The sequence below is a fragment of the Bacillus arachidis genome (assembly GCF_030285945.1).
Classification (GTDB): Bacteria; Bacillota; Bacilli; order Bacillales; family Bacillaceae_G; genus Bacillus_A; species Bacillus_A arachidis.
The window spans coordinates 3,719,088-3,740,406 of the sequence record NZ_CP127376.1 but is presented as its reverse complement, the minus strand read 5'-3'; the positions used below and the strand labels follow the sequence as shown (position 1 = coordinate 3,740,406).

At 36.3% G+C, this 21,319-nt stretch carries 24 protein-coding genes and 1 pseudogene; 13 read left to right on the top strand and 12 right to left on the bottom strand.

Translation table 11 applies throughout. The features are described from left to right. Positions 1-3 precede the first annotated feature (3 nt). A complete protein-coding gene (locus QRY57_RS20905; protein WP_286016012.1) occupies positions 4-816 on the bottom strand; it encodes a YqhG family protein in 813 nt (270 codons plus the stop codon). Further along, complete coding sequence (locus tag QRY57_RS20900) at positions 803-2,485, bottom strand: DEAD/DEAH box helicase (protein ID WP_286016011.1); 1,683 nt, start codon at positions 2,483-2,485, stop codon at positions 803-805. The genes QRY57_RS20905 and QRY57_RS20900 overlap by 14 nt, the downstream gene beginning before the upstream one ends. Positions 2,486-2,834: 349 nt before the next feature. Between QRY57_RS20900 and gcvT the strand changes: the two genes are divergently transcribed. From gcvT to QRY57_RS20875, 5 genes are all read left to right on the top strand, one after another. Further along, entirely contained in the window at positions 2,835-3,935 is a 1,101-nt protein-coding gene (gcvT, locus tag QRY57_RS20895) for a glycine cleavage system aminomethyltransferase GcvT (RefSeq protein WP_026589954.1), read from the top strand. Between the two features lie 20 nt (positions 3,936-3,955). Then, the gene (gcvPA, locus tag QRY57_RS20890) at positions 3,956-5,299 is read left to right on the top strand and encodes an aminomethyl-transferring glycine dehydrogenase subunit 1 (protein ID WP_208018189.1); all 1,344 of its coding nucleotides are present in this window, start codon (positions 3,956-3,958) and stop codon (positions 5,297-5,299) included. Beyond that, entirely contained in the window at positions 5,296-6,771 is a 1,476-nt protein-coding gene (gene gcvPB / locus QRY57_RS20885) for an aminomethyl-transferring glycine dehydrogenase subunit 2 (RefSeq protein WP_286016010.1), read from the top strand. The genes gcvPA and gcvPB overlap by 4 nt, the downstream gene beginning before the upstream one ends. A gap of 268 nt (positions 6,772-7,039) precedes the next feature. Then, positions 7,040-7,264: a DUF3929 family protein gene (locus tag QRY57_RS20880; RefSeq protein ID WP_286016009.1), complete on the top strand. Its 225-nt coding sequence runs from the start codon at positions 7,040-7,042 to the stop codon at positions 7,262-7,264. A 70-nt stretch (positions 7,265-7,334) separates the two neighbouring features. Beyond that, positions 7,335-7,526, top strand: coding sequence for a hypothetical protein (locus QRY57_RS20875; RefSeq protein ID WP_026589958.1), 192 nt, complete (start codon positions 7,335-7,337; stop codon positions 7,524-7,526). 546 nt (positions 7,527-8,072) lie between these two features. Here QRY57_RS20875 and QRY57_RS20870 read toward each other — a convergent pair. The 6 genes from QRY57_RS20870 to QRY57_RS20845 form a co-directional block, all read right to left on the bottom strand. Further along, the gene (locus QRY57_RS20870) at positions 8,073-9,302 is read right to left on the bottom strand and encodes an IS110 family RNA-guided transposase (protein ID WP_098019289.1); all 1,230 of its coding nucleotides are present in this window, start codon (positions 9,300-9,302) and stop codon (positions 8,073-8,075) included. Between the two features lie 554 nt (positions 9,303-9,856). After that, positions 9,857-10,111, bottom strand: coding sequence for a DUF3975 family protein (locus QRY57_RS20865; RefSeq protein ID WP_286016008.1), 255 nt, complete (start codon positions 10,109-10,111; stop codon positions 9,857-9,859). A 15-nt stretch (positions 10,112-10,126) separates the two neighbouring features. Continuing rightward, a complete protein-coding gene (locus QRY57_RS20860) occupies positions 10,127-10,441 on the bottom strand; it encodes a DMT family transporter (protein WP_286016007.1) in 315 nt (104 codons plus the stop codon). A gap of 1 nt (position 10,442) precedes the next feature. Then, positions 10,443-10,775 (bottom strand): DMT family transporter, encoded by a 333-nt coding sequence (locus tag QRY57_RS20855; protein ID WP_026589961.1) that lies wholly within the window; start codon positions 10,773-10,775, stop codon positions 10,443-10,445. Positions 10,776-10,847: 72 nt separating this feature from the next. Next, positions 10,848-11,429: a TetR/AcrR family transcriptional regulator gene (locus QRY57_RS20850; RefSeq protein WP_286016006.1), complete on the bottom strand. Its 582-nt coding sequence runs from the start codon at positions 11,427-11,429 to the stop codon at positions 10,848-10,850. A gap of 93 nt (positions 11,430-11,522) precedes the next feature. Next, complete coding sequence (locus tag QRY57_RS20845; protein WP_026589963.1) at positions 11,523-12,500, bottom strand: LacI family DNA-binding transcriptional regulator; 978 nt, start codon at positions 12,498-12,500, stop codon at positions 11,523-11,525. A gap of 330 nt (positions 12,501-12,830) precedes the next feature. Between QRY57_RS20845 and QRY57_RS20840 the strand changes: the two genes are divergently transcribed. Next, positions 12,831-13,376, top strand: coding sequence for a DNA polymerase III subunit delta (locus QRY57_RS20840; RefSeq protein ID WP_286017916.1), 546 nt, complete (start codon positions 12,831-12,833; stop codon positions 13,374-13,376). A 29-nt stretch (positions 13,377-13,405) separates the two neighbouring features. Here the strand turns inward: QRY57_RS20840 and QRY57_RS20835 are convergent, their stop codons facing one another. After that, positions 13,406-13,789 (bottom strand): rhodanese-like domain-containing protein, encoded by a 384-nt coding sequence (locus QRY57_RS20835; protein ID WP_026589965.1) that lies wholly within the window; start codon positions 13,787-13,789, stop codon positions 13,406-13,408. Positions 13,790-13,959: 170 nt separating this feature from the next. Here QRY57_RS20835 and QRY57_RS20830 point away from each other — a divergent pair, with 170 nt between their 5' ends. After that, positions 13,960-14,796 carry a lipoate--protein ligase family protein gene (locus QRY57_RS20830; protein ID WP_026589966.1) on the top strand — a complete coding sequence of 279 codons (837 nt, stop codon included), beginning with the start codon at positions 13,960-13,962 and terminating at the stop codon, positions 14,794-14,796. Positions 14,797-14,825: 29 nt separating this feature from the next. On the opposite strand, the gene QRY57_RS20825 is transcribed toward QRY57_RS20830, so the two are convergent. Continuing rightward, on the bottom strand, positions 14,826-15,668 hold the full coding sequence (locus QRY57_RS20825; RefSeq protein ID WP_286016005.1) for a hypothetical protein: 843 nt from the start codon (positions 15,666-15,668) through the stop codon (positions 14,826-14,828). Between the two features lie 234 nt (positions 15,669-15,902). On the opposite strand from QRY57_RS20825, the pseudogene QRY57_RS20820 reads away from it, so the two are divergent. From QRY57_RS20820 to QRY57_RS20810, 3 genes and pseudogenes are all read left to right on the top strand, one after another. Beyond that, a pseudogene (locus QRY57_RS20820) lies at positions 15,903-16,208 on the top strand (spore photoproduct lyase family protein); the annotation flags it as partial. 193 nt (positions 16,209-16,401) lie between these two features. Next, positions 16,402-16,830, top strand: a complete 429-nt coding sequence (gene mntR, locus QRY57_RS20815; RefSeq protein WP_016116280.1) for a transcriptional regulator MntR — start codon at positions 16,402-16,404, stop codon at positions 16,828-16,830. Between the two features lie 104 nt (positions 16,831-16,934). Next, on the top strand, positions 16,935-17,591 hold the full coding sequence (locus tag QRY57_RS20810) for an HAD family hydrolase (protein ID WP_035414365.1): 657 nt from the start codon (positions 16,935-16,937) through the stop codon (positions 17,589-17,591). 16 nt (positions 17,592-17,607) lie between these two features. On the opposite strand, the gene QRY57_RS20805 is transcribed toward QRY57_RS20810, so the two are convergent. Both QRY57_RS20805 and QRY57_RS20800 read right to left on the bottom strand, forming a co-directional pair. Further along, the gene (locus tag QRY57_RS20805; RefSeq protein ID WP_026589970.1) at positions 17,608-18,009 is read right to left on the bottom strand and encodes an SA1362 family protein; all 402 of its coding nucleotides are present in this window, start codon (positions 18,007-18,009) and stop codon (positions 17,608-17,610) included. 82 nt (positions 18,010-18,091) lie between these two features. Then, positions 18,092-19,012, bottom strand: coding sequence for a DUF1385 domain-containing protein (locus QRY57_RS20800; RefSeq protein ID WP_286016004.1), 921 nt, complete (start codon positions 19,010-19,012; stop codon positions 18,092-18,094). Positions 19,013-19,255: 243 nt separating this feature from the next. Here QRY57_RS20800 and QRY57_RS20795 point away from each other — a divergent pair, with 243 nt between their 5' ends. The 3 genes from QRY57_RS20795 to pepQ all read left to right on the top strand — a co-directional run bounded on the left by QRY57_RS20795 (position 19,256) and on the right by pepQ (position 21,301). After that, positions 19,256-19,720 (top strand): YqhR family membrane protein, encoded by a 465-nt coding sequence (locus QRY57_RS20795; protein WP_026589972.1) that lies wholly within the window; start codon positions 19,256-19,258, stop codon positions 19,718-19,720. Between the two features lie 73 nt (positions 19,721-19,793). After that, complete coding sequence (aroQ, locus tag QRY57_RS20790) at positions 19,794-20,234, top strand: type II 3-dehydroquinate dehydratase (RefSeq protein ID WP_026589973.1); 441 nt, start codon at positions 19,794-19,796, stop codon at positions 20,232-20,234. Positions 20,235-20,239: 5 nt separating this feature from the next. Continuing rightward, entirely contained in the window at positions 20,240-21,301 is a 1,062-nt protein-coding gene (gene pepQ / locus QRY57_RS20785) for a Xaa-Pro dipeptidase (RefSeq protein ID WP_286016003.1), read from the top strand. Positions 21,302-21,319: the final 18 nt, after the last annotated feature.

Below are 21,319 nucleotides of genomic sequence, written 5' to 3'. Positions count from 1 at the left end.
TTCTCATATGAAGGGGCTTTTCTCATGAAAAAAATGTTTAGCGGTTACATAGAAGAGTCCGCCATTTATAATTTGCATTGTAATCCGCGGTTCGTATTGTTCTTGTAAGGCTTGCTTTTCTATTTCGTAGCTTTCGGGAAGCTCTTCACTTTCCTCATAAAAGCGATTAAGAAGCGATAAATCATGGTTCCAACGTACCCGTGCTTCTTCAGCCCATGTATGATCATCTGCTGTGATGAAGTTTTTTAATGCATCTTCTATTCGCTGTAGTCCACTTTGCGGTTTAATAATTGGAGTGAGTGTAAAACTGAAATCCGGTATTTTTGGCGTGAGCCGAATTTTCGCTAATGTTTCATGAAAGTTTGTAATCATCGTTCCAGAAATAAGATGAATCCCGATGGAATGAAGCATGTCTTTCTTTCGATCGCATTGATAACATACTTTTACATTGACGCCAAGCCATGGGTGAAGTGGTGTATGAGTTGTACTACCTAAATTCACTTCTTCGAATAAGCGTATGTATGAACCGAGTTCTTTTGTTGTTTGAAAAATTTGATGTAGACGAGGGGAGCCATAGTGAATAAGCTCACCTTCCTCACCGTCACTCTCTGGGTTTGTAATGAGAGTAAGTTTCATCGGATTTGGGATACCACCTGTTTTCTCGAGGTAATGCCAATAAAAAGGTCGATTCATCAATAGTTTATCCATCTCAATTGTTAATTGTACATCTAGTAGATGAGGGGAACGCTGGGAAATCTCACAGTCGTTTGCTTCGAAAAAATCCCATAAGTAATTATGAATTTCATGTTGCTGCATAACCTTGCACCTCAGCTTCGTTTCTCTTCGCGAAGTCGATGATAGATGTTAAATTTTCCATCTTGATTCGAATTTCTCCTTCGCTCTTTGACCCTGCAAAAATTTCTTGAATATGTGCATCGATATTTTTCATGTTGATCCTTGTTAAAATCTCATCAAGTTCACCGATGACCCGCTCAAATAAATTAATTTTTTCATATAGAAGTTTTAAAATATGTTCTTCAACTGTATGTTTCGTTGCTAAGTTATAAATATGAACATCATTTTTTTGACCAAGCCTATGAATACGTCCAATCCGCTGTTCAAGCCGCATCGGATTCCAAGGCAAGTCATAGTTAATCATATGGCTACAAAATTGTAGGTTAATCCCTTCACCGCCTGCTTCAGTTGCGATTAACACTTGCGCATGATTTTGGAAGAGTTCTTTCATCCAATCTTTTTTTCCTCGTTTGAATCCACCTCGAAAGGGAACCGATGAAATACCATGCTGTTTTAAAAACCATTGTAAATACATTTGCGTTGCTCTGTATTCTGTAAAGATGACGACTTTATCATTAATTTCTTTTATAAGCTCTAGTGCTTGATTCGCTTTTGAATTAAAAGGAATATGGTTGATTTTGTCCATTAAAACATCGATATATGGGTCTGATATATAATTCACATTTTCTTTTTGCCTTTTTTCCACGTGTTTTTTGAGTGAATAATAAACTGCTTCACGGCTACTACATACTTCTCGTTTCAAAGTTAATGATGAAAAGGCAGAGGTAAAAGCGTCTTGTCCTTTCCAATTTTCAATTGCATTATATAACGCTTGCTCTTCCTCATTAAAATCAATAAATATTGTGCGAACATGCCTTTTCGGCCATTCGATACCTGTACCATTTCGCCGATTTCTTACCATCACTTTATTAATGAGCGCTTTTAAATCTTCATCTGACTCTGCTGAGCGATTTTTCGATGCATAATATTCTTCGAAGTTAGATTGATTGCCTAAATGTCCTGGTTTTAATAAGGAAACGAGATTGAAAATTTCATCAATTTTGTTTTGAACAGGTGTTGCAGTTAGTAATAAGCAAAACTTCTTTTTCAGTCGTTGTGCAAATTCATAGTTTTTTGTTTTGTTATTTTTAAGTTTGTGTGCTTCATCAATAATAATAAGGTCATATTCTAAGTTTAAAACGATGTCGCGATGAGGTGAACGTTTTGCTGTATCAATTGATGAAACAATAACATCAGCTTGCTCCCATGAATAACTTTTCCTCTGAGCAACAGCGGGGATAAAAAATTTTGTATTCAACTCATATGCCCACTGTGAAACAAGGGAAGCAGGAACGAGTATTAATACTTTTTTTACAAGACCTCGCACCATATATTCTTTTAAAATCAGACCCGCTTCAATTGTTTTTCCAAGTCCAACCTCATCTGCTAGTATTGCCTTTCCATTCATTTGTTCAATCACAGTTTGTGCGACTTCCAACTGATGAGGAAGCGGTGTGAAGTGGGATAAATATTTTGGTGCTTGCAGGCCATCAAATGTAGGGACAAGCAACGATCTTTCTGTTTCATAAGCTAAATTATACAGTTCCCAATTTGTCCAAGGGCCGTCCTCATCAATTCGTTTTAAAAAATTATTTTTCCAAGTCCGATCTACGGAAATATCGACATTCATTAAAACTCTCCCACCTTCTGTAAACTAAAACGGTTATTGTTATACCCTTCACCAGAACGTTAATTTCTAGCATTTTTAGGTGAAGTCATTTTCGTAAGTGTAAGATTAAAAAATTCCAAATTATTTTTTATGCTAGAATATTGATGAAATAGATCGAAAAATGTTAGGATAATGGTGTGAAATGTGTGGAATCTTTCGTATTTTATCCAAGAAAGTACTTTTTTATTTACGCTTTCATAAAAAAATACATTGAGATTCCGTATATCCCATCTTTTCTGAATAAAAAATGTTTAGATACGGGAAGCCAACTTTTAATGATTTGTCATAGACAGCATAAGGGGGAAAGAACATGATTACATTACAACGTACACCGCTATTTGATGTTTACGCGAAGTATGGTGGGAAAACAATCGACTTTGGTGGTTGGGAATTACCAGTTCAATTTTCAAGCATTAAAGAAGAGCACGAGGCTGTTCGTACAGCAGCGGGTCTGTTTGATGTGTCTCACATGGGAGAAGTTGAAGTCACAGGTACAGATAGTTTAGCATTTTTACAACGTGTTGTTACAAATGATGTTTCTACCTTAAAGGTAGGAGGAGCACAATATACAGCAATGTGTTACGAAAATGGTGGCACTGTAGATGATTTATTAATCTACAAGCGTGGTGAAGAAGACTATTTATTAGTAATCAACGCATCGAATATCGAGAAAGATTACGAATGGTTAGCAAGTCATGTAATTGGCGATACGAAGGTAGTCAATGTTTCTAGTGAAATTGCACAGCTTGCAATTCAAGGACCAAAAGCAGAAGGCATTTTACAAAAAGTTGTGTCAGAAGATTTAAAAGAGATTAAGTTCTTTAAATTTAAAAACGAAGTTCTTGTAGACGGTACCCCTGCACTTGTATCTCGCACTGGTTATACAGGTGAAGATGGATTTGAAATTTACTGCAAGAGTGAAGACGCTGCAAAACTTTGGGAGAAACTTCTTGAAGTTGGAGAAGAAGACGGCTTAAAACCATGTGGTTTAGGAGCTCGTGATACACTTCGTTTTGAAGCAACGCTTCCACTTTATGGTCAAGAACTATCAAAAGATATTACACCAATTGAAGCTGGAATTGGCTTTGCAGTAAAAACAAACAAGGAAGTAGATTTCTTTGGAAAAGAAACATTAAAAGAATACAAAGAAAACGGTGCACCTCGTAAATTAGTCGGCATCGAAGTAATTGAACGCGGTATTCCTCGTACACATTATCCTGTATATGTAGGCGAAGAAAAAATCGGGGAAGTTACAAGTGGTACACAATCTCCAACGTTAAAGAAAAGTATTGGTTTAGCATTAGTTGATGTAAAATACGCAGCAGTTGATACGGAAGTAGAAATTGAGATTCGTAATAAACGTGTTAAAGCAGTAGTTGTTCCAACACCATTTTACAAACGTTCAAAGTAACGGGGAGAGGGGTAGATTTCATGTTGCATCGTTATCTTCCAATGACAGAAGAAGACAAAAAAGAAATGTTACAAACGATCGGTGTTCAAACGATCGATGAATTATTTTCTGATATTCCAGAAAGTGTTCGTTTCAAAGGGGATTTAAACATTAAACAAGCAAAGTCAGAACCAGAACTTTTAAAAGAACTGTCTGATATGGCTCGTAAAAATGCCAACTTAAAAGAATATGCATCTTTCTTAGGAGCAGGTGTATACGATCATTATGCTCCAGTAATTGTTGATCATGTTCTTTCTCGTTCAGAATTTTATACAGCATATACGCCATACCAACCTGAGATTTCACAAGGAGAATTACAAGCAATTTTTGAATTTCAAACAATGATTTGTGAATTAACAGGAATGGATGTAGCAAACTCCTCTATGTATGACGGAGGTACGGCATTAGCAGAAGCGGCGATGCTAGCTGCAGGTCATACTCGTAAAAAGAGAATTCTTGTTTCTAAAGCAGTTCATCCAGAATCAAGAGCGGTACTTGAAACATATGCAAAAGGTCAACATCTTGAAGTTGTTGAAATTGATTATAAAGACGGTGTAACAGATTTAGACGTATTACAAAGTGAAGTGGACGATACAGTAGCTTGTGTAATTGTTCAATATCCAAACTTCTTCGGACAAGTGGAAAAATTAGCTGATATTGAAAAAATCGTTCATCAGCAAAAATCATTATTTATCGTTTCTTCAAACCCATTATCATTAGGTGCTTTAACACCACCAGGGAAATTGGGTGCTGATATTGTCATCGGTGATGCACAACCATTTGGTATCCCAACACAGTTTGGTGGACCACACTGCGGTTATTTTGCAACAACGAAAACATTTATGCGTAAAATTCCAGGACGTCTTGTAGGACAAACTGTGGATTCAGATGGCAAACGTGGCTTCGTATTAACATTACAAGCTCGTGAGCAACATATTCGTCGTGATAAAGCGACATCTAACATTTGTTCAAACCAAGCACTAAATGCATTAGCGGCATCTGTTGCAATGACAGCGCTTGGAAGACAAGGTGTGAAAGAAATGGCACGCCAAAACATTTCGAAGGCACAATATGCAAAACGTCAATTTGAAGAAAAAGGATTTACTGTAATATTTGCCGGACCATTCTTCAATGAGTTTGTTGTAGATTGCAAACGTCCAGTACAAGAAGTAAATGATGCATTAGTACAAAAGAATATTATCGGTGGTTACGACCTAGGCCGTGATTATAAAGAATTAGAGAATCATATGCTACTAGCTGTAACAGAACTTCGTACAAAAGAAGAAATTGACACACTTGTAAACGAAATGGGGGCTATCCAATGAAGAACCAAGACCAAGCACTTATTTTTGAAATGAGTAGAAAAGGACGCGTAGGATATAGCTTACCCCAATTAGATGTAGAAGAAGTGAAATTAGAAGATGTGTTTGAGAGCGATTATATTCGTTCAGAAGATGCAGAGCTTCCAGAAGTATCTGAACTAGACATTATGCGTCATTACACAGCGCTTTCAAACCGTAATCACGGTGTTGATTCTGGATTCTATCCATTAGGATCTTGTACGATGAAGTACAATCCAAAAATTAACGAAAACGTGGCACGTTTCCCAGGATTTGCACACATTCATCCGCTTCAAGATGAAAAAACAGTGCAAGGTGCAATGGAATTAATGTATGACTTACAAGAACATTTAATTGAAATCACAGGAATGGATACTGTTACACTTCAACCAGCAGCTGGTGCACATGGGGAATGGACAGGATTAATGCTAATCCGTGCATATCATGAAGCAAATGGTGATTATAACCGTACAAAAGTTATTGTTCCTGACTCTGCGCATGGAACAAACCCAGCATCTGCAACAGTAGCAGGTTTTGAAACAATTACAGTTAAATCAAATGAAAATGGCCTTGTTGACTTAGAAGATTTAAAACGTGTTGTGAATGAAGAGACAGCAGCACTTATGTTAACAAATCCAAATACACTTGGTTTATTTGAAGAAAATATTTTAGAAATGGCAGAAATCGTTCATAATGCGGGGGGTAAATTGTATTATGATGGTGCGAACTTAAATGCAGTATTAAGCCAAGCACGTCCTGGCGATATGGGATTTGACGTTGTGCATTTAAACCTTCATAAAACATTTACAGGTCCACATGGTGGCGGTGGCCCGGGCTCTGGCCCAGTAGGTGTAAAAGCAGATTTAATTCCGTTCTTACCAAAACCAATTTTAGAGAAAACAGAAAATGGCTATCACTTTAACTACGATCGTCCACAAGCGATTGGACGCGTGAAACCATTCTATGGAAACTTTGGTATCAACGTTCGTGCTTATACGTATATTCGTTCTATGGGTCCAGATGGTCTACGTGCAGTAACAGAATATGCTGTATTAAATGCAAACTATATGATGAGAAGATTAGCACCATTCTACGATCTTCCATTTGATAGACATTGTAAGCATGAATTTGTATTATCAGGACGTCGTCAAAAGAAACTTGGCGTACGTACGTTAGATATCGCAAAACGTCTGCTTGATTTTGGCTACCATCCACCAACAATTTACTTCCCGTTAAACGTGGAAGAATGTATTATGATTGAGCCAACAGAAACAGAATCAAAAGAAACATTAGATGGATTCATTGATAAGATGATTCAAATCGCAAAAGAAGCAGAAGAAAATCCAGAAGTTGTACAAGAAGCACCACATACAACGGTAATTAAACGTCTTGATGAAACAATGGCTGCTCGTAAACCAGTGTTACGTTATCAAAAGCCAACTCCTGTACAAGTTTGAGTACATGTGAAATGAAAAGAACTCGCTATACGCGGGTTCTTTTTTTGTGGAGAATTTGTGCAGAAATTATGAAAATAATGTAAAGAATTTTTATGTTTTATGTAACAGTGTAGAGGAAAGGTGTTTTTTAGGCTTTTTTGTTGAAAAAGTCGGTTTGATAAAATTGTGTATTTTTGTTAGAATTTTATTGAAATTAAGAGGGCGTAATGAGAGAGACATAACTCATTTTTATGTATATGTGAAAAAACGAACAATTTGGGGTGAGGAAATGGGCTATAAGTGTTACAGGATGGTGTATCATTTAGAAAACGGTAAAACGATTAAAGATATAAAGGAATTTTGTTATCGAGATCATGGGAAAATGTTAGAACGTGTAGCACATCGTGTAATGGATAACGAAGAAGTGACGGCGATTGATAAACAAGGAACAATTATTTCAATAGCTTGTGATGACATTGTAAAGGTAGAACTTGATTATATAAGAGAAAGTTAACCTTGAGTCATATCGAATTATTCGATAAAATATACTGTTGAATGGTGAAGTGAGAAGAGAGGAGCTTATTATGGGTAGTACAAGACACTTTTATATGTTTATTTTAGCGTTTGTACTTGTTGTGGCATTAACGGTATATTTAATTGTTGATAGCAGCTGGTACAATGCGGTGCATCCGGCATTTCTTATTTTTATGTACATAGGAATTGCGGTTGTTAGTTTTGGGATGAGAGACGAAATGTTAGATCGCTTTGAGAAGTGATACATATATGGAAGACCAACAGGGAATTGTTGGTCTTTTTTTCTTGTCCAAAATAAGGAGTTTGTTACTATAGCTGATGTAATTATATGTATATGCGTTGTTTTTGGATGGGATTTTATAAAAAGGTGTCTCATTATAAGACACCTTTTTTCAATAAGAGAAATAACACAGAAGTAACTTATAAACAGAAACGGTGCTCGGCATATCTTTTGGCGCATGTAATATGAGGCTGAAACATATAACAAAGAAAAGAAATAAGAAAAATAACAATAGGATATGTTTATGTATGGAATTTTGCATATAATCAGCTCCTTTTTGTGTAGTATGCCCTAAAGGAGTGAAGATATAGTTAGATTTGAAAAAATGGGGAAGAGACATGTAATGAGGAAACAGAGGTTAAAAGACCTGTGGTGTGATGTCAAGTAATGATTCTAGTAATTTAAACACTTAATTTGTTATTTCAGCTTAAAAAAGGCAATACGAAACTAGACCATTAATAATTTGTAAATTAATGGAATATAGAAGAAGGAAGAATGTCAGTAGACATCATCTATCAACGCTCCTTCCGGGCGTGTAAATTTGGTTGTTGCGTAGTAGCGCATCCACCAAACGAACAAATTTTCTTGCGGTTAATGCGAGGGCTCGTTTGTGCTTATGCTTAGGTACTTCGGCAGATTTTTTCGCATAATAGTCACGATATTCAGGGACATGACGCCTTACAGAGTTGGCGGCTTCAACTAAGTAATAACGTAGATACTGATTCCCTGATCGTGTTAATGACGTGTTTTCTGCAGTAAAGCGACCAGACTGATATTTCTTCCAGAATAGACCTGCGTATTTGGCGATTCGTGTTTCATCGGTAAAGCGTTCAATTTGACCAATTTCAGCCACAATACCGGCTGCGAATACAGGACCTATACCTGGAATGCTTTCAAGCGTTTGAGGTAGCGATGACATCAAACTTTCTATACCTTTCTCAATCTCTTTAATTTGAGCTTGATACGTGCGCATAATCTGGATGGAGGTGCTTAGTAGAAGGTCAATAGAATCTTCTACCACTTTACTTAAACGATAGGATCCTCTGACAGCTTTTTGAATGGATTTTGCTATTTCTTCTGGATTACCAAAACGATTTTTTCCTTTTTCCTGAAGAAAAAGAGCGAGATCTTGTAAGGGCATTTGAGCGAGTTCTTCTAAGCTGAATCGTTCTAAGAATAATTCCATCATGGCATTTCCGAAGACAGAGGACCCAACGTCTTGTGTAAATTGACTACACTTTAATCCTAAGTGTTGAAGAAAATGTTGTTTTTCTTTTGTTAAGGCATGTACGAGTTGATAACGAGAACGAGTTAACTGTTGTAAGGCAATGTATTGCTCTTCCTTCACAATCGACATCGTATGACGTCCAAAACGAACATAGTCTGCAATGACAAATGCATCAATGGCATCTGTTTTATCCATCTCTGGATAACTTTTCTTAAAGTTTGCAATTTGTTTTGGATTAATCATAAACACTTGAGAACCGTAGGTTCTTAGCTCCTTATCATTGTGAAGAAACATAGCTGGATGGTAGCTATAAATCGACGTAGATTCTAAGCCAATCTTAATCACTTCACAGGTTAATTTGGAAGCTGTGTTCAGAATTTTTTCTTTTAATATTATGGCTCCAGGTAAGTCATTTGTAATGGTGAACGATTCTAATCGATCACCTTCACCATTTAAAAAACAAACTTTTGCATCTTGAGAGCTCACATCTAAACCAACAAATAGTTTCATGAGAGAGTTCCTCCTTTCTTTTAGAATCATTGGAAAATCTCTTTCTTGGACGTCTGGGGATATCCCTAGTGTGAACGCTGACCAACATCCTCGTGTATAAGAACTTACCCTTGCTTCAAAAGCCGCCCTAGCGCTACTAACAGCTAGGTTTGAATTAAGGAGAACAGCCTGTGAGTAGGAAGAATAAAGCGAACACTGGGAAACAGTCTTTTAATGTAGTTAAAGCCTACAGGGAGAGGGAGAATTGTCCCAAATGATCCTTACTTTCATTATCTAGGAATATCCTCAGACGTCCAAGAGAACATTGTGTTAAATCGTCGCTTGAAAGAGTAACTAAAAAATAATATACGAGGGAGAATATTAATGAAATCTGCATTGTTCTTTCCTTAAATCTTAGTATGCTTGATTTTTACTCGGATATTGATATGTTTAAAAAGGTGAATAATATTATCGGTACTAGTGTTTTTATTCTTGGAATACTATGCCTTATTGTATCGAATTTCTTTAAAAATCCAAAATATAGGAATCATTAAAGATGAAAAAAGACAGTCACTTCACTTTTCGGAAGAACTGTCTTTTTTACTTAATTTGCCCCAAATCTTGGCGATACTCCAAATGATAAGAATTGTAATAGAGGCAATTATCGACCAAACGATGGATGCAATTTCAAGCGCCATGTTCGGAAGGAATGTAAGAACAGCAATTGCTTTATGAAATAGCCATTCTATAATATGAAAGCTTATTTGCAGTAGAATAACGATTCCGAGTATAATCCCAGTTAGGATTTGTTTTCCTTTTGCTTTCCACATGACGATCACCCCACGTTAGCTCATTAATTTTAAGCCAACTGCCCCGCATAAAATGCAGCTTAAAAAGGCAAGGCGACGCCAATCAGCTGATTCGTGGAATAAAAGAATGCCTAGCAGCGCACTTCCGGCAGTCCCAATTCCAGTCCAAATCGCGTAAGCTGTTCCCATCGGTAACGAGTTCATTGCTAGTGATAAGAAGAAGAAGCTTACGCCGAAGTTAGCAATTAAAATAAGTTTTGGTGCCCAGCCTTTCTTTTCAGTGGCTACTTTCATAAACAGTACACCAACAATCTCACAAATACCAGCAATAATTAAAAATACCCATGCCATTTTATGCAGCCTCCTTCTCTTCTTGTTCACCTGTTACTCGTTTTAAACCAATTACTCCAAAGAAAATTAAACCAATTAATAAAACTTTTATAATTGAAAAAGGTTCTCCGAAAATAAAAATCTCTGTAAGAACGATTCCGCCAGCCCCGATTCCTGTAAACACAGCATATACAGTTCCTACAGGTAAATCTTTATAAGCTTTAAACAATAGGACGAAACTTATTGCGATTAAAAGAGCAACACCGATCCATTCAATTGGTGTTGTTGCGTGCTTTAGTCCAATCACCCAAAAAATTTCAATAATGCCAGCTAAAATTACATAAATCCATGCCATATATTATTTCTCCTTCCTACCAGTCGTTAGGCAAAGGGCTGAAAAACGACGCATTGCTAAGTAAGCAATCCGTCATTTTGAAAGACCATTCCAAAATACTTTCCAAGAGGCGTTTAAGCGGGTCTTAAAGCGATTTAAACCTGCGAATAGTAGTTCGACCATAAGACCGTCAATTAAGCATAAATAAGCCTCTAAAGCGTCTTTTATTTCAATGTTATACAGTTCACCTTGTTCGTTTGCTCGTTTGAATACAGGAAATAAAAGTTCTCTGATGTTTTCAATGTGAGCATTTGCTTTTTCAATAATTTGTTCGCGAAATGCATCCGGCGGAAAATAAGAAGTGCGTAACCAAAACATTGATTCTTCACTTTCACCAAATCGCTTTGCGTAACCTTTCAATAAGTTTACAAGTAATGCTTCAGTAGATGATTCTGAAAAATTTTCCATATCATCTGTAAAGCATTGTAAATCTTTTTGCAAGGCTGCTTCTAAGCAGGTGAAATATAATTCTTCTTTTCCTTTAAAGTGTGCGTAAATTGATGGTTTTTTAATCCCGACCTCTTGAGCAATATTTGCTAATGAAGTCCCTTCATAGCCATAGCGTGCGAAATGAGAAAGTGCTACAGCTTTAATGCGGTTTGCTGTCATCTTCATCCCCTACCTACCGTTCGTTAGTTTGAGTATAAAAGAAAGAAAAAATAAAGTCAATAAGGAAAACTCTAAAAAGAGCACCTAATTTGGTACTCTTTACACGGTTTGACGCTCAATTAATCGGAAAGAGAGCTCTTTTGAATCAATGGTCATTTGTTCATTTTGTATTTGTTTATAAAACATTGAAAATGCATGAAATCCCATACTTAATCCCGGATGTTCAATAGTTGTAATTTCTAGTGCTTCAGAAACTTCGTGGTTATCAAATCCTAGTATTGCGATATCATCTGGAACGCGTAGACCTTGTTTTTTTGCTTCCGTTAATAAACCAGCTGCAACTTGATCGTTTGCAGCAAAGATAGCAGTTGGACGTTCCTTCATTTTTAATATGTTTTGCATAACTTTGGAACCGTCTTTCATCGTGTAGCATTGATAGAACATCCAGTTTTTATGTACCATTTTTCCAGATGAATGGAGTGCATCAAAAAATGCTTGTTTTCTTTGCATTGTGTTGGCACTATTTTCACGAGCTAGACAAACACCGATGTGACTATGTCCTTTGTGTAATAAGTATTCTGTACCAATGCGAAATCCTTCATAATGATTAACATAAACAGATGAAATAAGTGGATGCATCATCTTTTCACAAGAAATAATAGGAGCAAATTTTGCATAAGGTTCAATTGTCTCCCATGAGCTTGTACGTGAGCAAATAATCATGCCATCAAATTGCTTCATTTTCATCATTTCTAGAACACGAAGTTCCTCCTTACTATCATAGTTGGTTTGACAAAGATTAATATGATAGCCCGCAGCCAATGCTTCATTTCCAATCCCTTCAATAATGGTACTGAAATAGGGTAAGTTGATAAAAGGAAGCATTACCCCCACTGTAAATGTTTTTCCTCTTAATAAATGAACTGCATTTATATTTTTTGCATAATTTAATTCTTCAACCGCATCTAAAACGCGTTTTCGCTTTTCATCGCTGACGTAGGGATGGTCATTTAGCACGCGCGAAACCGTCGTGATAGATACCCCAGCGATTTTCGCAATTTGTTTTATATTTGCCATATGTATCACCTCTTCGTTCATTATATAGGCAAATAGATAGGAATGGAAAAAAATAATGGGAAAAGCTTGACCTGAAAAGCTTTTCACAATCTATGTTATAAAAGACCTACTGTTATTCGCGTCACCTTTTTATTTTGGGCGTAAGAGTAGCAGGAAGTCTTTTTTTGTCTAAATAAAAATGCTGTGTCAAAATCTGTGAGATAAACGGGGAAAGTTTTCAAAGGGAGAGTTGACAGGTGGAGCGAATATGAACAACATATTAACGCTTTGTTCGAAAAAGGAGCGGGATGAAGGGGCGGAAACAAATTGAAAAAAAGAATCATTTGTTTCGTGTTTTCTAGTATGTTACTGAGTTCATGTTCATTCCAACAAACAGCGAAAGAGGAAAAACAATTTGTGGGAAATGCGGATGGAGCTGTAGATCTTGTATCTGGTCCCATTTCGTTAAAGGATACAAAAAAATATTTTTCGGAAGCATTTAAAGTTCCGACATATTTGCCGTACGATGTTATGAGTGGTGTAAAAGGAGAAGTAAGAACAATTGGCAAGAAGAACGCGGTCTTAACGATTAAATATAAACAACAGGAAAAAAGAAGAAAAGATTATATAGAATTAACAGTTGCTAACTTTTCCTATAGTTTTCCGTATATTGTAGAACAAAATCGATTTCAGGAACAGATGAAGTTGAATAATGGGGCAACTGCTTATTTTAAAAATAGGGATGAATTTGAACAAGGGGAAGAATTTGCAACGCTCATATGGAAAGAGAAAGGATTAGAATATCAATTGTTATATCGCAATGTAGAATTAAGAAATGAAGAAATAGTAAAACAAAACTTAGCATATATTGCGAACAACATGGAAGAAAAGAACTAGCTGATGAGTCATGCTAGTTCTTCAAAATATTATTTCTTTTTAATTCTGCCTGTCCAAGATTTAAATCCACCTTGTAATTGGTAGAAATCTTTGTAACCCTGTTTTTTTAGATATTGAGCCGCACGTCCTGTACGGAATCCACTTTGACAGTATAAATAAACAGGTTGGTCTTTACGTAGCTCTTTGTAACGCATACGGATTTGTGATAGCGGAATGTTACGAGCACCTAAAATATGACCAGCGTTAAATTCATCTGCTTCACGAATATCGATAAGCTGTGCTTTACGGTAGCCAGCGCGAAATTCTTCTTCTGAAAGTGTTTTAATCAATTTCTTCTGATAGAAAAACATCCATACAGAGTAGCCGATGAATGCTAGAACTACGGCTAGTATAATAATTAAGTTTGTTGACACGATTCTATCGCTCCCTTTTTTCTTATCCTACTTTCAATATTATAATGCCCGTATGTATTTATGCAACAGGTTCGTTCGGTGAGAAGAGGAAATTTCGTATTCTTTCACAAATTTTGTCGAATTTGTTAGACTAGATATTGTGAAAAATAATTGGTTACATGAGGTGCAGGATGGGAAAAGAAAAATGGTGCTATATTAACTCTGGTCAATGTTCACCGGCATTCAATATGGCGTTAGATGAATGTTTATTAAATTGGCAAAGTGAAAAGAAAATGCCACCAACAATTCGTTTTTATGAATGGGAAGTGCCAACATTAACAGTGGGGTATTTTCAACGTGTAGAAAAAGATATCAATATGGATGTAGTAAAAGAGAAGGAATATGGATTTGTTCGCCGTCAAACAGGTGGTAGGGGAGTATTGCACGATAAGGAATTAACGTACAGTGTTATTGTCTCTGAAGATCATCCGAATATGCCTAGAACAGTTACAGAAGCGTATCGCGTAATTTCTCAGGGGCTACTTGAAGGTTTTAAGGCGCTAGGATTAGAAGCGTACTATGCGGTTCCAAAAACAGAAGCGGATCGTGAAAATTTAAAAAATCCACGTTCAGGTGTATGTTTTGACGCTCCGTCTTGGTATGAAATTGTTGTAGAAGGCCGGAAAATTGCTGGAAGTGCACAAACGCGCCAAAAAGGAGTTATCCTACAGCATGGATCTATTCCGTTAGAAATTGATTTAGATGAGCTGTATGATTTATTTTTATTCCCAAATGAGCGAGTGAAAGAGCGTATGAAGAGCATGTTTTCTTCTAAAGCGGTCGCAATCAATGAATTAACAGACCGTACATTTACGATTGAACAGTTGATTGAAGCGTTCCAAGTTGGATTTGAAAAAGGCTTAGATGTAGAGCTAGTCCCGTATGAACTAACGGAAGAACAGCTTCAAGAAGTGCAAACATTAGCAAAAGAAAAATATGAGAGCGATGAGTGGAATTATAAAAAATAAGGAGGTGGCATTTGCCACCTCCTTATTTTTTATAATAAATTCAGTACTTTTTCTACTTTAATCCCTTTTTCTTGTAAAGAACGAAGGCGATTTACGACATCCATAATTTCTTTATCAAAAGTAACGCTAATACCTTGGCTTTGTAATTCTTCTTTTAAATTTTCAATAGAATCATCTATATCGATGCCAAGCTCGTAATCTTGACATACTTCAATTGTCTTTTTCACAAGCTTTACATAATTTTCTTGTAGTTTTGAGTTTGTTTCAGCCGCAGTTGTTTGTTTCGGCTTTGTAGGCATAACCGTAACTGTTTCTTTCTTTGCGACTGGAGTAGGTGCTTCATTTTTTATAGGTGCTGGTTTAGGTGGCGCTACAACTGTTTCTGAACGCACTGGTTTAGGTGCTGGTGCCGGAATAGGTTTCGGCGTTGCAACAGGTTCTTCAACACGTGTAATAGGTTTAGGTGACGCTGTAACTACCTTTGGTGCCTCTACGACTACTTCCTTCTTTGGCGCAGCTTCTACTGGTGTTATTTCTTGTTCTGCAGCTTCTTTATTTTCTTTGCTCCACATAACGCGTTCAATTTCTAGAGAAACATTATTTTTGTTCATTGCTGTTAATGTAACTTTACCAACTTCAGCGTTTCCAGTGAAATCAACAATTTTATAAATGACACTCTTGTTCCAATCCACGTTTCCGCTCAAAAATAATTCTTCGTTACATTTCGGCGTTAAGCCCTCGATTTTAATTTCTGCGTTTACACCGTTTTCACTATATACCATAATTAGCGAAGCATTTACATCTTCGTCTGCTAACATTAGTTCACGAACCATTTTGCCGGTGCGTACTTGCGTTTTCTTCTTAAGTGACATCAAATTTCTCCTCTCAAAAATTCAGTAATAATAAAAAAATCGTATAACGAAAAATAATTGCTCACGAAGATTTATGATACCGATAATAAAAGCATCACGTCAACAATTTACGTTAATTATTTTGTATTTTTCTTTTTTTCTTTATGAAATTTTTCAGTTTGTAAAATTAGACAGAAGAAAAACAGCGTTATTAGTGTACTGTTGCTCATACTAAAAGCAGGGGGGGAAAGTTATATAAAGCTATTTATGCCAAAGGTTGTTTATTTTGAAATACAGGCACTTGAGTAATTATATGATAAGTTTACATGGATGGGTCTAGAAATTTGAGAGACAACATCCCATAATCAGATTCGTGATTTACCTGAAGAGAATGATTTGCAGAAATATCGTAATGCGAAAACGATTGAGTGTATTGGATAGAGTGAATAAGATCGTCTTCGTTTCATTACGAAATATTCGCATGTGGATCATTTGTTGGATGCAAAGCATAATGGAAAAACACGTTTTCGCTTTGTAGTGAGGTTAGAGGAGACAATAAGGGGATGTATTCACAAATATTTTCCAAATACTGAAATTCAATATTCCGTATAGAAGAATTTATATATATACAGATTCTTTTTTTGTTTCAGGGCATTTGATCGGTTCGACTCTTGTCATGATACCCTTTCTGGTGTATCATTTTATTGATTGCTTCGTGCGGAAAATATAAAATGAAATTGGATGGAGGAAACCGATGCCTACCCCTAGTATGGAAGATTATATTGAACAAATTTATTTGTTGATTGATGAAAAGGGATATGCCCGCGTGTCTGATATTGCTGAAGCGCTTAGTGTACATCCATCCTCTGTAACGAAAATGGTACAAAAATTAGATAAAGATGAGTATCTAATTTATGAAAAATATAGAGGGCTTGTATTAACATCAAAAGGGAAAAAAATCGGGGAGCGTCTTGTATATCGTCATGAGTTATTAGAACAATTTATGCGTATTATCGGTGTGGATGAAAGTAAGATTTATAATGATGTAGAAGGAATTGAACATCATTTAAGTTGGGAAGCTATTGACCGCATTGGTGATTTAGTACAATATTTTGAGCAAGATGAGCTTCGAATTGAAACACTTCGCGGCGTTCAAAAAGCAAATGAAGAGCAGGGAAAGTAAAGGGAACGAAGTGCGTTTCCTTTTTTGTTTAGAAAAGGAAATTCCTTTATTTAAATTGAATATATAGAGATGTGAAAAATTATTTTGTAAAAGGTGGGATAGGAATGAAAGCAATTATTTTTGACTTTGATGGATTAATTGTAGATACAGAGACAATTTGGTTCCAATCTTTTCAGGAAGTGATTCACGAATATGGTGGTGAGTTACCTCTAGAAGAGTTTGCGAAATGTATTGGAACAACAGATGAAGTACTTTATACATATATTGAACAACAATTGAAAGAGCAATTTAATAAAAAATTGCTAAAAGAAAAAGTTTCGGCGTTACATCAAGAGAAAATGAAAATACCAGTCGTTCGTGATGGTGTGAAAGAATATTTAGAAGAAGCAAAAAGTCTTGGAGTAAAAATTGGTTTAGCTTCTAGTTCTTCAAGAAAGTGGGTTATCGGATTTTTAGAAGATTTAGGGATTCGAGAGTATTTTGAAGTTATTAAAACAAAAGAAGATGTTGAGAAAGTAAAACCAGATCCAGCACTGTATAAGGCAGCTATTGAAGAATTGAAAGTTGATGCATCAGAAGCTGTTGTGTTTGAGGATTCAGTAAATGGCTTGAAAGCAGCGATTGCAGCGGAATTAAAATGTGTCGTTGTTCCTAATGAAGTTACAAAGACTTTGCAGTTTGAAAATCACCATCTTCGCTTAGGGAGTATGAAAGAAAAGAGTTTAACAGAAGTGCTTCAATATGTGAGAGAGCATAAATGAAAAAAGACCGCATTTCCTAAAAGGAAGCGCGGTCTTTCTTTTTATTTTTTTTACCCTCAATCACGGTTAAATGGGATTGTTTTCGCTTCCGCTTTAACAATGATGAATTGCTTTTCTTAACTTTGTCATCAGAAGCATTTCGTTTTAATAAAGAATTGCTTAGGGGTGCTACATTTTGTTTTCCGTATTTTCGGTTCGATTGTTTCGCAGCACGCTTATAAGAGTTTTGCGAATTGGCGGAACCGCTGGAGTTTGTAAACATTTTATATAATACATAAAAGACACCAACAACAAGTAACATGATGACAATGTTTTTAACCATTCCATATGGATCAGTAATTGCAGATGATACGAGACCAAATATTGCTAGCCCAATAATAAGTACGAATAAAGCGAACGTAAACGAACGACCGTTCATAGGGAACACCTCCTAAATAACATATATTAAAATTAGTATATTAGCGACAAGGAAAGGAGTTGAGTACCATTTTAAAAAATGATTATTGTTTTTTCTCCAAACGTAATAATTCTTCAAAGGATGCAATCGCAACTTCAACTTGATCATCTTCTGGTTCTTTTGTTGTTAATAGTTGCAGCCATAATCCTGGGTATCCTAATACACGTAAGATTGGAATATCTCGTAATCGATTTGTAAACTGTAAGACTTCAAAAGAAATACCTAGAACAACTGGAATTAATAGAATTCGGTTTACGACTCTGACCCAAAGCGGATCAGTTGGAACAAGAAAGTAGACAAACATTCCGATAATGACTGTAAATATAATGAAACTACTACCACAACGATAATGAAGGCGAGTTTGTTTTTGGACATTTGCTACTGTCAGCGGAAGATTGTTTTCATAAGCGTTGATAACCTTGTGTTCCGCACCGTGATATTGAAACACACGCTTAATGATCGGAGTTAGGGACACAACATATATATAGCTCAGTAAAAGGATGAGCTTAATGATGCTTTCGACAATAATTTGCCCAGTGTGAGATGGGAAAAATGGTCTTGTCAATTCTGCTAAAAGTGCGGGAACTGCTGTGAAAATAACTTTACCGAATATGAACGATAAGACACCGACTGCGGCTACTCCTAATATCATCGTTAATTTGGATTGTTCTTCTTGTTTGTTTACAAGCTGTTCATCGTCTTCAGGATGAACGTCAAATCGTTCTGAAGCAAAGTTTAAGTGCTTTGCTCCATTAGCACTTGCATCAATGATAGCGGCGATACCACGTAGAAATGGAATCTTCTTTAGCGTAGATAATACTTTATTCTGCACGCGTCGTAGTCGATAAAATTCGATTGATTTATCTTTACGACGAACCGCTGTAACAGTATATTCTCTACCACCAAACATAACTCCTTCTATGACCGCTTGCCCACCGTATATTTGTTTTGTCTCCTCTGCCATGTTAACACCAACCTGTATTTGTTTCTCTCTTATGTAGAAAAGAGGCAATTGTCACACTTGGTTCTGTCATTGTGAGATTTGACAATCACCGAGTTTCCTTTATTTTATCGACAAACACAAGCTGCTGACAAGAAAAATTGTTGCAGGAGCCAGACATTTCTTATTCTTTTTATAGACAAAATTCGCATGATTTAAACATGCTTCAAAATAGTTTCGGACATACTAGTAAGCGGAGGTGTTGATGTGAAGCAAGAACAATCAGGAATAAATAAATTTGTACAGATTGGTTTGTTTGGCGGTTTTTTTTGGGGAAGTATATGGTATTTTCTTCATGTTTTTTCATTTACAGAAGCTGGACCAAACTATTTGCTTTTACCATTTGCGTTTGGATCATGGAAAGAAGGCGTTTGGGGAAATGTATTAGGTATTGTCTGTATTGGGATTCTCTCTATTTTGGTGGCCTTTCTCTATAAGGTTCTTTTTAAAAGATTTGAAGGGATACTACCTGGGATCATTTATGGTTTCTTTTGGTGGAGTATTTTATTTTTGGGGCTAGGTTCTATTGCACCTGTTATAAAAAATGCACTTCATTTACCAAAAGAAACAATTGTCACAACGATATGTATTTTTATTTTATATGGTGTATTTATCACATATTCTGTTTCGTTTGAAGCAAACAACATGAATCAAGGGGAAGGGGCAGAGTAGACAAACTATTCAAATAAGTGACTCCTGTGTTAAAATGTTGTATAGACATTTTTATATTAAGGAGTTTACAAATATGAAAAGATTACTCCTCGTTAACGGTCCTAATCTAAATCGCCTTGGTGTCCGAGAGGTGAATGTATATGGGAAAGGAACGTTAGCGACACTTGAAACAGAGATGAAGCAAGAAGCAGAGAAATTGGGAGTGGAGTTAGAATGTTTTCAATCGAATCATGAAGGTGTTCTTATTGACATCATTCATGAGGCTGATGACATATATGAAGGAATCATTCTAAATCCAGGAGCATTTACGCATTATAGCTATGCGATTCGGGATGCGATTGCGAGCATTTCGATTCCGGTTATTGAAGTACATATTTCCAACATACACCAGCGCGAATCGTTTCGCCATGAATCTGTGACGGCAGCTGCCACTACAGGACAAATTGTTGGATTTGGTTTTTATGGCTATAAGTTAGCGTTATTTGCATTAATGGAGAAACTTAGGGAGGCATAAAACTGATGGAAAAGATCACGAAGTTAAGAAGTGCATTTGATGAAGCTGGTATTGATGGTATTTTATTAACGAATGAATATAGTCGTAGATATATGACGAACTTTACAGGGACAGCTGGTGTTGTACTTATTTCTAACGATCGTGCTTTATTTATTACAGATTTCCGCTATGTAGAGCAAGCTAGTAAACAAGCTGTTGGTTATGAGATTGTACAACATACAGGACTAATTCTGGATGAAGTTGCGAAACAAGTGAAAGACTTGGGGATTCAAAAGCTTGGCTTTGAGCAAGATGATCTTACATATAGCTCTTATACAGCACATAAAGAAGCTGTTGAAGCGGAATTTGTTCCAACTTCTGGGCTTGTAGAAAAGTTACGCTTGATTAAGACGGATTCAGAGATTAAGATATTAAAGGAAGCTGCACAGATTGCAGATGCTGCCTTTGAACATATTCTATCATTCATTCGCCCAGGCGTATCTGAAATTGAAGTGTCAAATGAACTTGAATTTTTCATGAGAAAACAAGGAGCAACATCTTCTTCGTTTGATATTATCGTTGCTTCAGGACTTCGTTCAGCATTGCCGCATGGTGTGGCATCTGAAAAAGTGATAGAAAAAGGAGATTTCGTAACATTAGACTTCGGTGCTTATTATAAAGGATATTGCTCTGATATTACACGTACGATTGCAGTCGGCGAACCATCTGATAAATTAAAAGAAATTTATAATGTCGTTTTAGAAGCGCAAATCCGTGGTGTAAACGGCATTAAAGCTGGTTTAACTGGTCGTGAAGCAGATGCATTAACACGTGACTACATAACGGAAAAAGGATACGGTGAATATTTTGGACATTCTACTGGTCATGGAGTGGGTCTTGAGATTCATGAAGCACCAGGTTTAGCGTTTCGCTCTGAAACGGTACTTGAGCCTGGTATGGCTGTAACAGTAGAGCCAGGTATTTATATTCCGGGTGTTGGTGGTGTGCGTATCGAGGACGATATCATCATAACAAGCGAAGGTAATGAAGTGATCACGAAGTCTCCGAAAGAACTTATTATTTTGTAATACACAGGAGGATTTTTT

What these genes read in the sequence shown, in the direction of transcription:
- QRY57_RS20880 (WP_286016009.1), top strand. Translation starts at nt 7,040, where the DNA reads ATGGGCTATAAGTGTTACAGGATGGTGTATCATTTAGAAAACGGTAAA.
- gcvT (WP_026589954.1), top strand. Translation starts at nt 2,835, where the DNA reads ATGATTACATTACAACGTACACCGCTATTTGATGTTTACGCGAAGTAT.
- QRY57_RS20905 (WP_286016012.1), bottom strand. Translation starts at nt 816, where the DNA reads ATGCAGCAACATGAAATTCATAATTACTTATGGGATTTTTTCGAAGCA.
- QRY57_RS20810 (WP_035414365.1), top strand. Translation starts at nt 16,935, where the DNA reads ATGAAAGCAATTATTTTTGACTTTGATGGATTAATTGTAGATACAGAG.
- QRY57_RS20860 (WP_286016007.1), bottom strand. Translation starts at nt 10,441, where the DNA reads ATGGCATGGGTATTTTTAATTATTGCTGGTATTTGTGAGATTGTTGGT.
- QRY57_RS20855 (WP_026589961.1), bottom strand. Translation starts at nt 10,775, where the DNA reads ATGGCATGGATTTATGTAATTTTAGCTGGCATTATTGAAATTTTTTGG.
- gcvPB (WP_286016010.1), top strand. Translation starts at nt 5,296, where the DNA reads ATGAAGAACCAAGACCAAGCACTTATTTTTGAAATGAGTAGAAAAGGA.
- QRY57_RS20875 (WP_026589958.1), top strand. Translation starts at nt 7,335, where the DNA reads ATGGGTAGTACAAGACACTTTTATATGTTTATTTTAGCGTTTGTACTT.
- QRY57_RS20870 (WP_098019289.1), bottom strand. Translation starts at nt 9,302, where the DNA reads ATGAAACTATTTGTTGGTTTAGATGTGAGCTCTCAAGATGCAAAAGTT.
- aroQ (WP_026589973.1), top strand. Translation starts at nt 19,794, where the DNA reads ATGAAAAGATTACTCCTCGTTAACGGTCCTAATCTAAATCGCCTTGGT.
- QRY57_RS20850 (WP_286016006.1), bottom strand. Translation starts at nt 11,429, where the DNA reads ATGAAGATGACAGCAAACCGCATTAAAGCTGTAGCACTTTCTCATTTC.
- QRY57_RS20845 (WP_026589963.1), bottom strand. Translation starts at nt 12,500, where the DNA reads ATGGCAAATATAAAACAAATTGCGAAAATCGCTGGGGTATCTATCACG.
- QRY57_RS20865 (WP_286016008.1), bottom strand. Translation starts at nt 10,111, where the DNA reads ATGTGGAAAGCAAAAGGAAAACAAATCCTAACTGGGATTATACTCGGA.
- QRY57_RS20800 (WP_286016004.1), bottom strand. Translation starts at nt 19,012, where the DNA reads ATGGCAGAGGAGACAAAACAAATATACGGTGGGCAAGCGGTCATAGAA.
- mntR (WP_016116280.1), top strand. Translation starts at nt 16,402, where the DNA reads ATGCCTACCCCTAGTATGGAAGATTATATTGAACAAATTTATTTGTTG.
- QRY57_RS20900 (WP_286016011.1), bottom strand. Translation starts at nt 2,485, where the DNA reads ATGAATGTCGATATTTCCGTAGATCGGACTTGGAAAAATAATTTTTTA.
- QRY57_RS20825 (WP_286016005.1), bottom strand. Translation starts at nt 15,668, where the DNA reads ATGTCACTTAAGAAGAAAACGCAAGTACGCACCGGCAAAATGGTTCGT.
- pepQ (WP_286016003.1), top strand. Translation starts at nt 20,240, where the DNA reads ATGGAAAAGATCACGAAGTTAAGAAGTGCATTTGATGAAGCTGGTATT.
- QRY57_RS20830 (WP_026589966.1), top strand. Translation starts at nt 13,960, where the DNA reads ATGGGAAAAGAAAAATGGTGCTATATTAACTCTGGTCAATGTTCACCG.
- gcvPA (WP_208018189.1), top strand. Translation starts at nt 3,956, where the DNA reads ATGTTGCATCGTTATCTTCCAATGACAGAAGAAGACAAAAAAGAAATG.
- QRY57_RS20805 (WP_026589970.1), bottom strand. Translation starts at nt 18,009, where the DNA reads ATGAACGGTCGTTCGTTTACGTTCGCTTTATTCGTACTTATTATTGGG.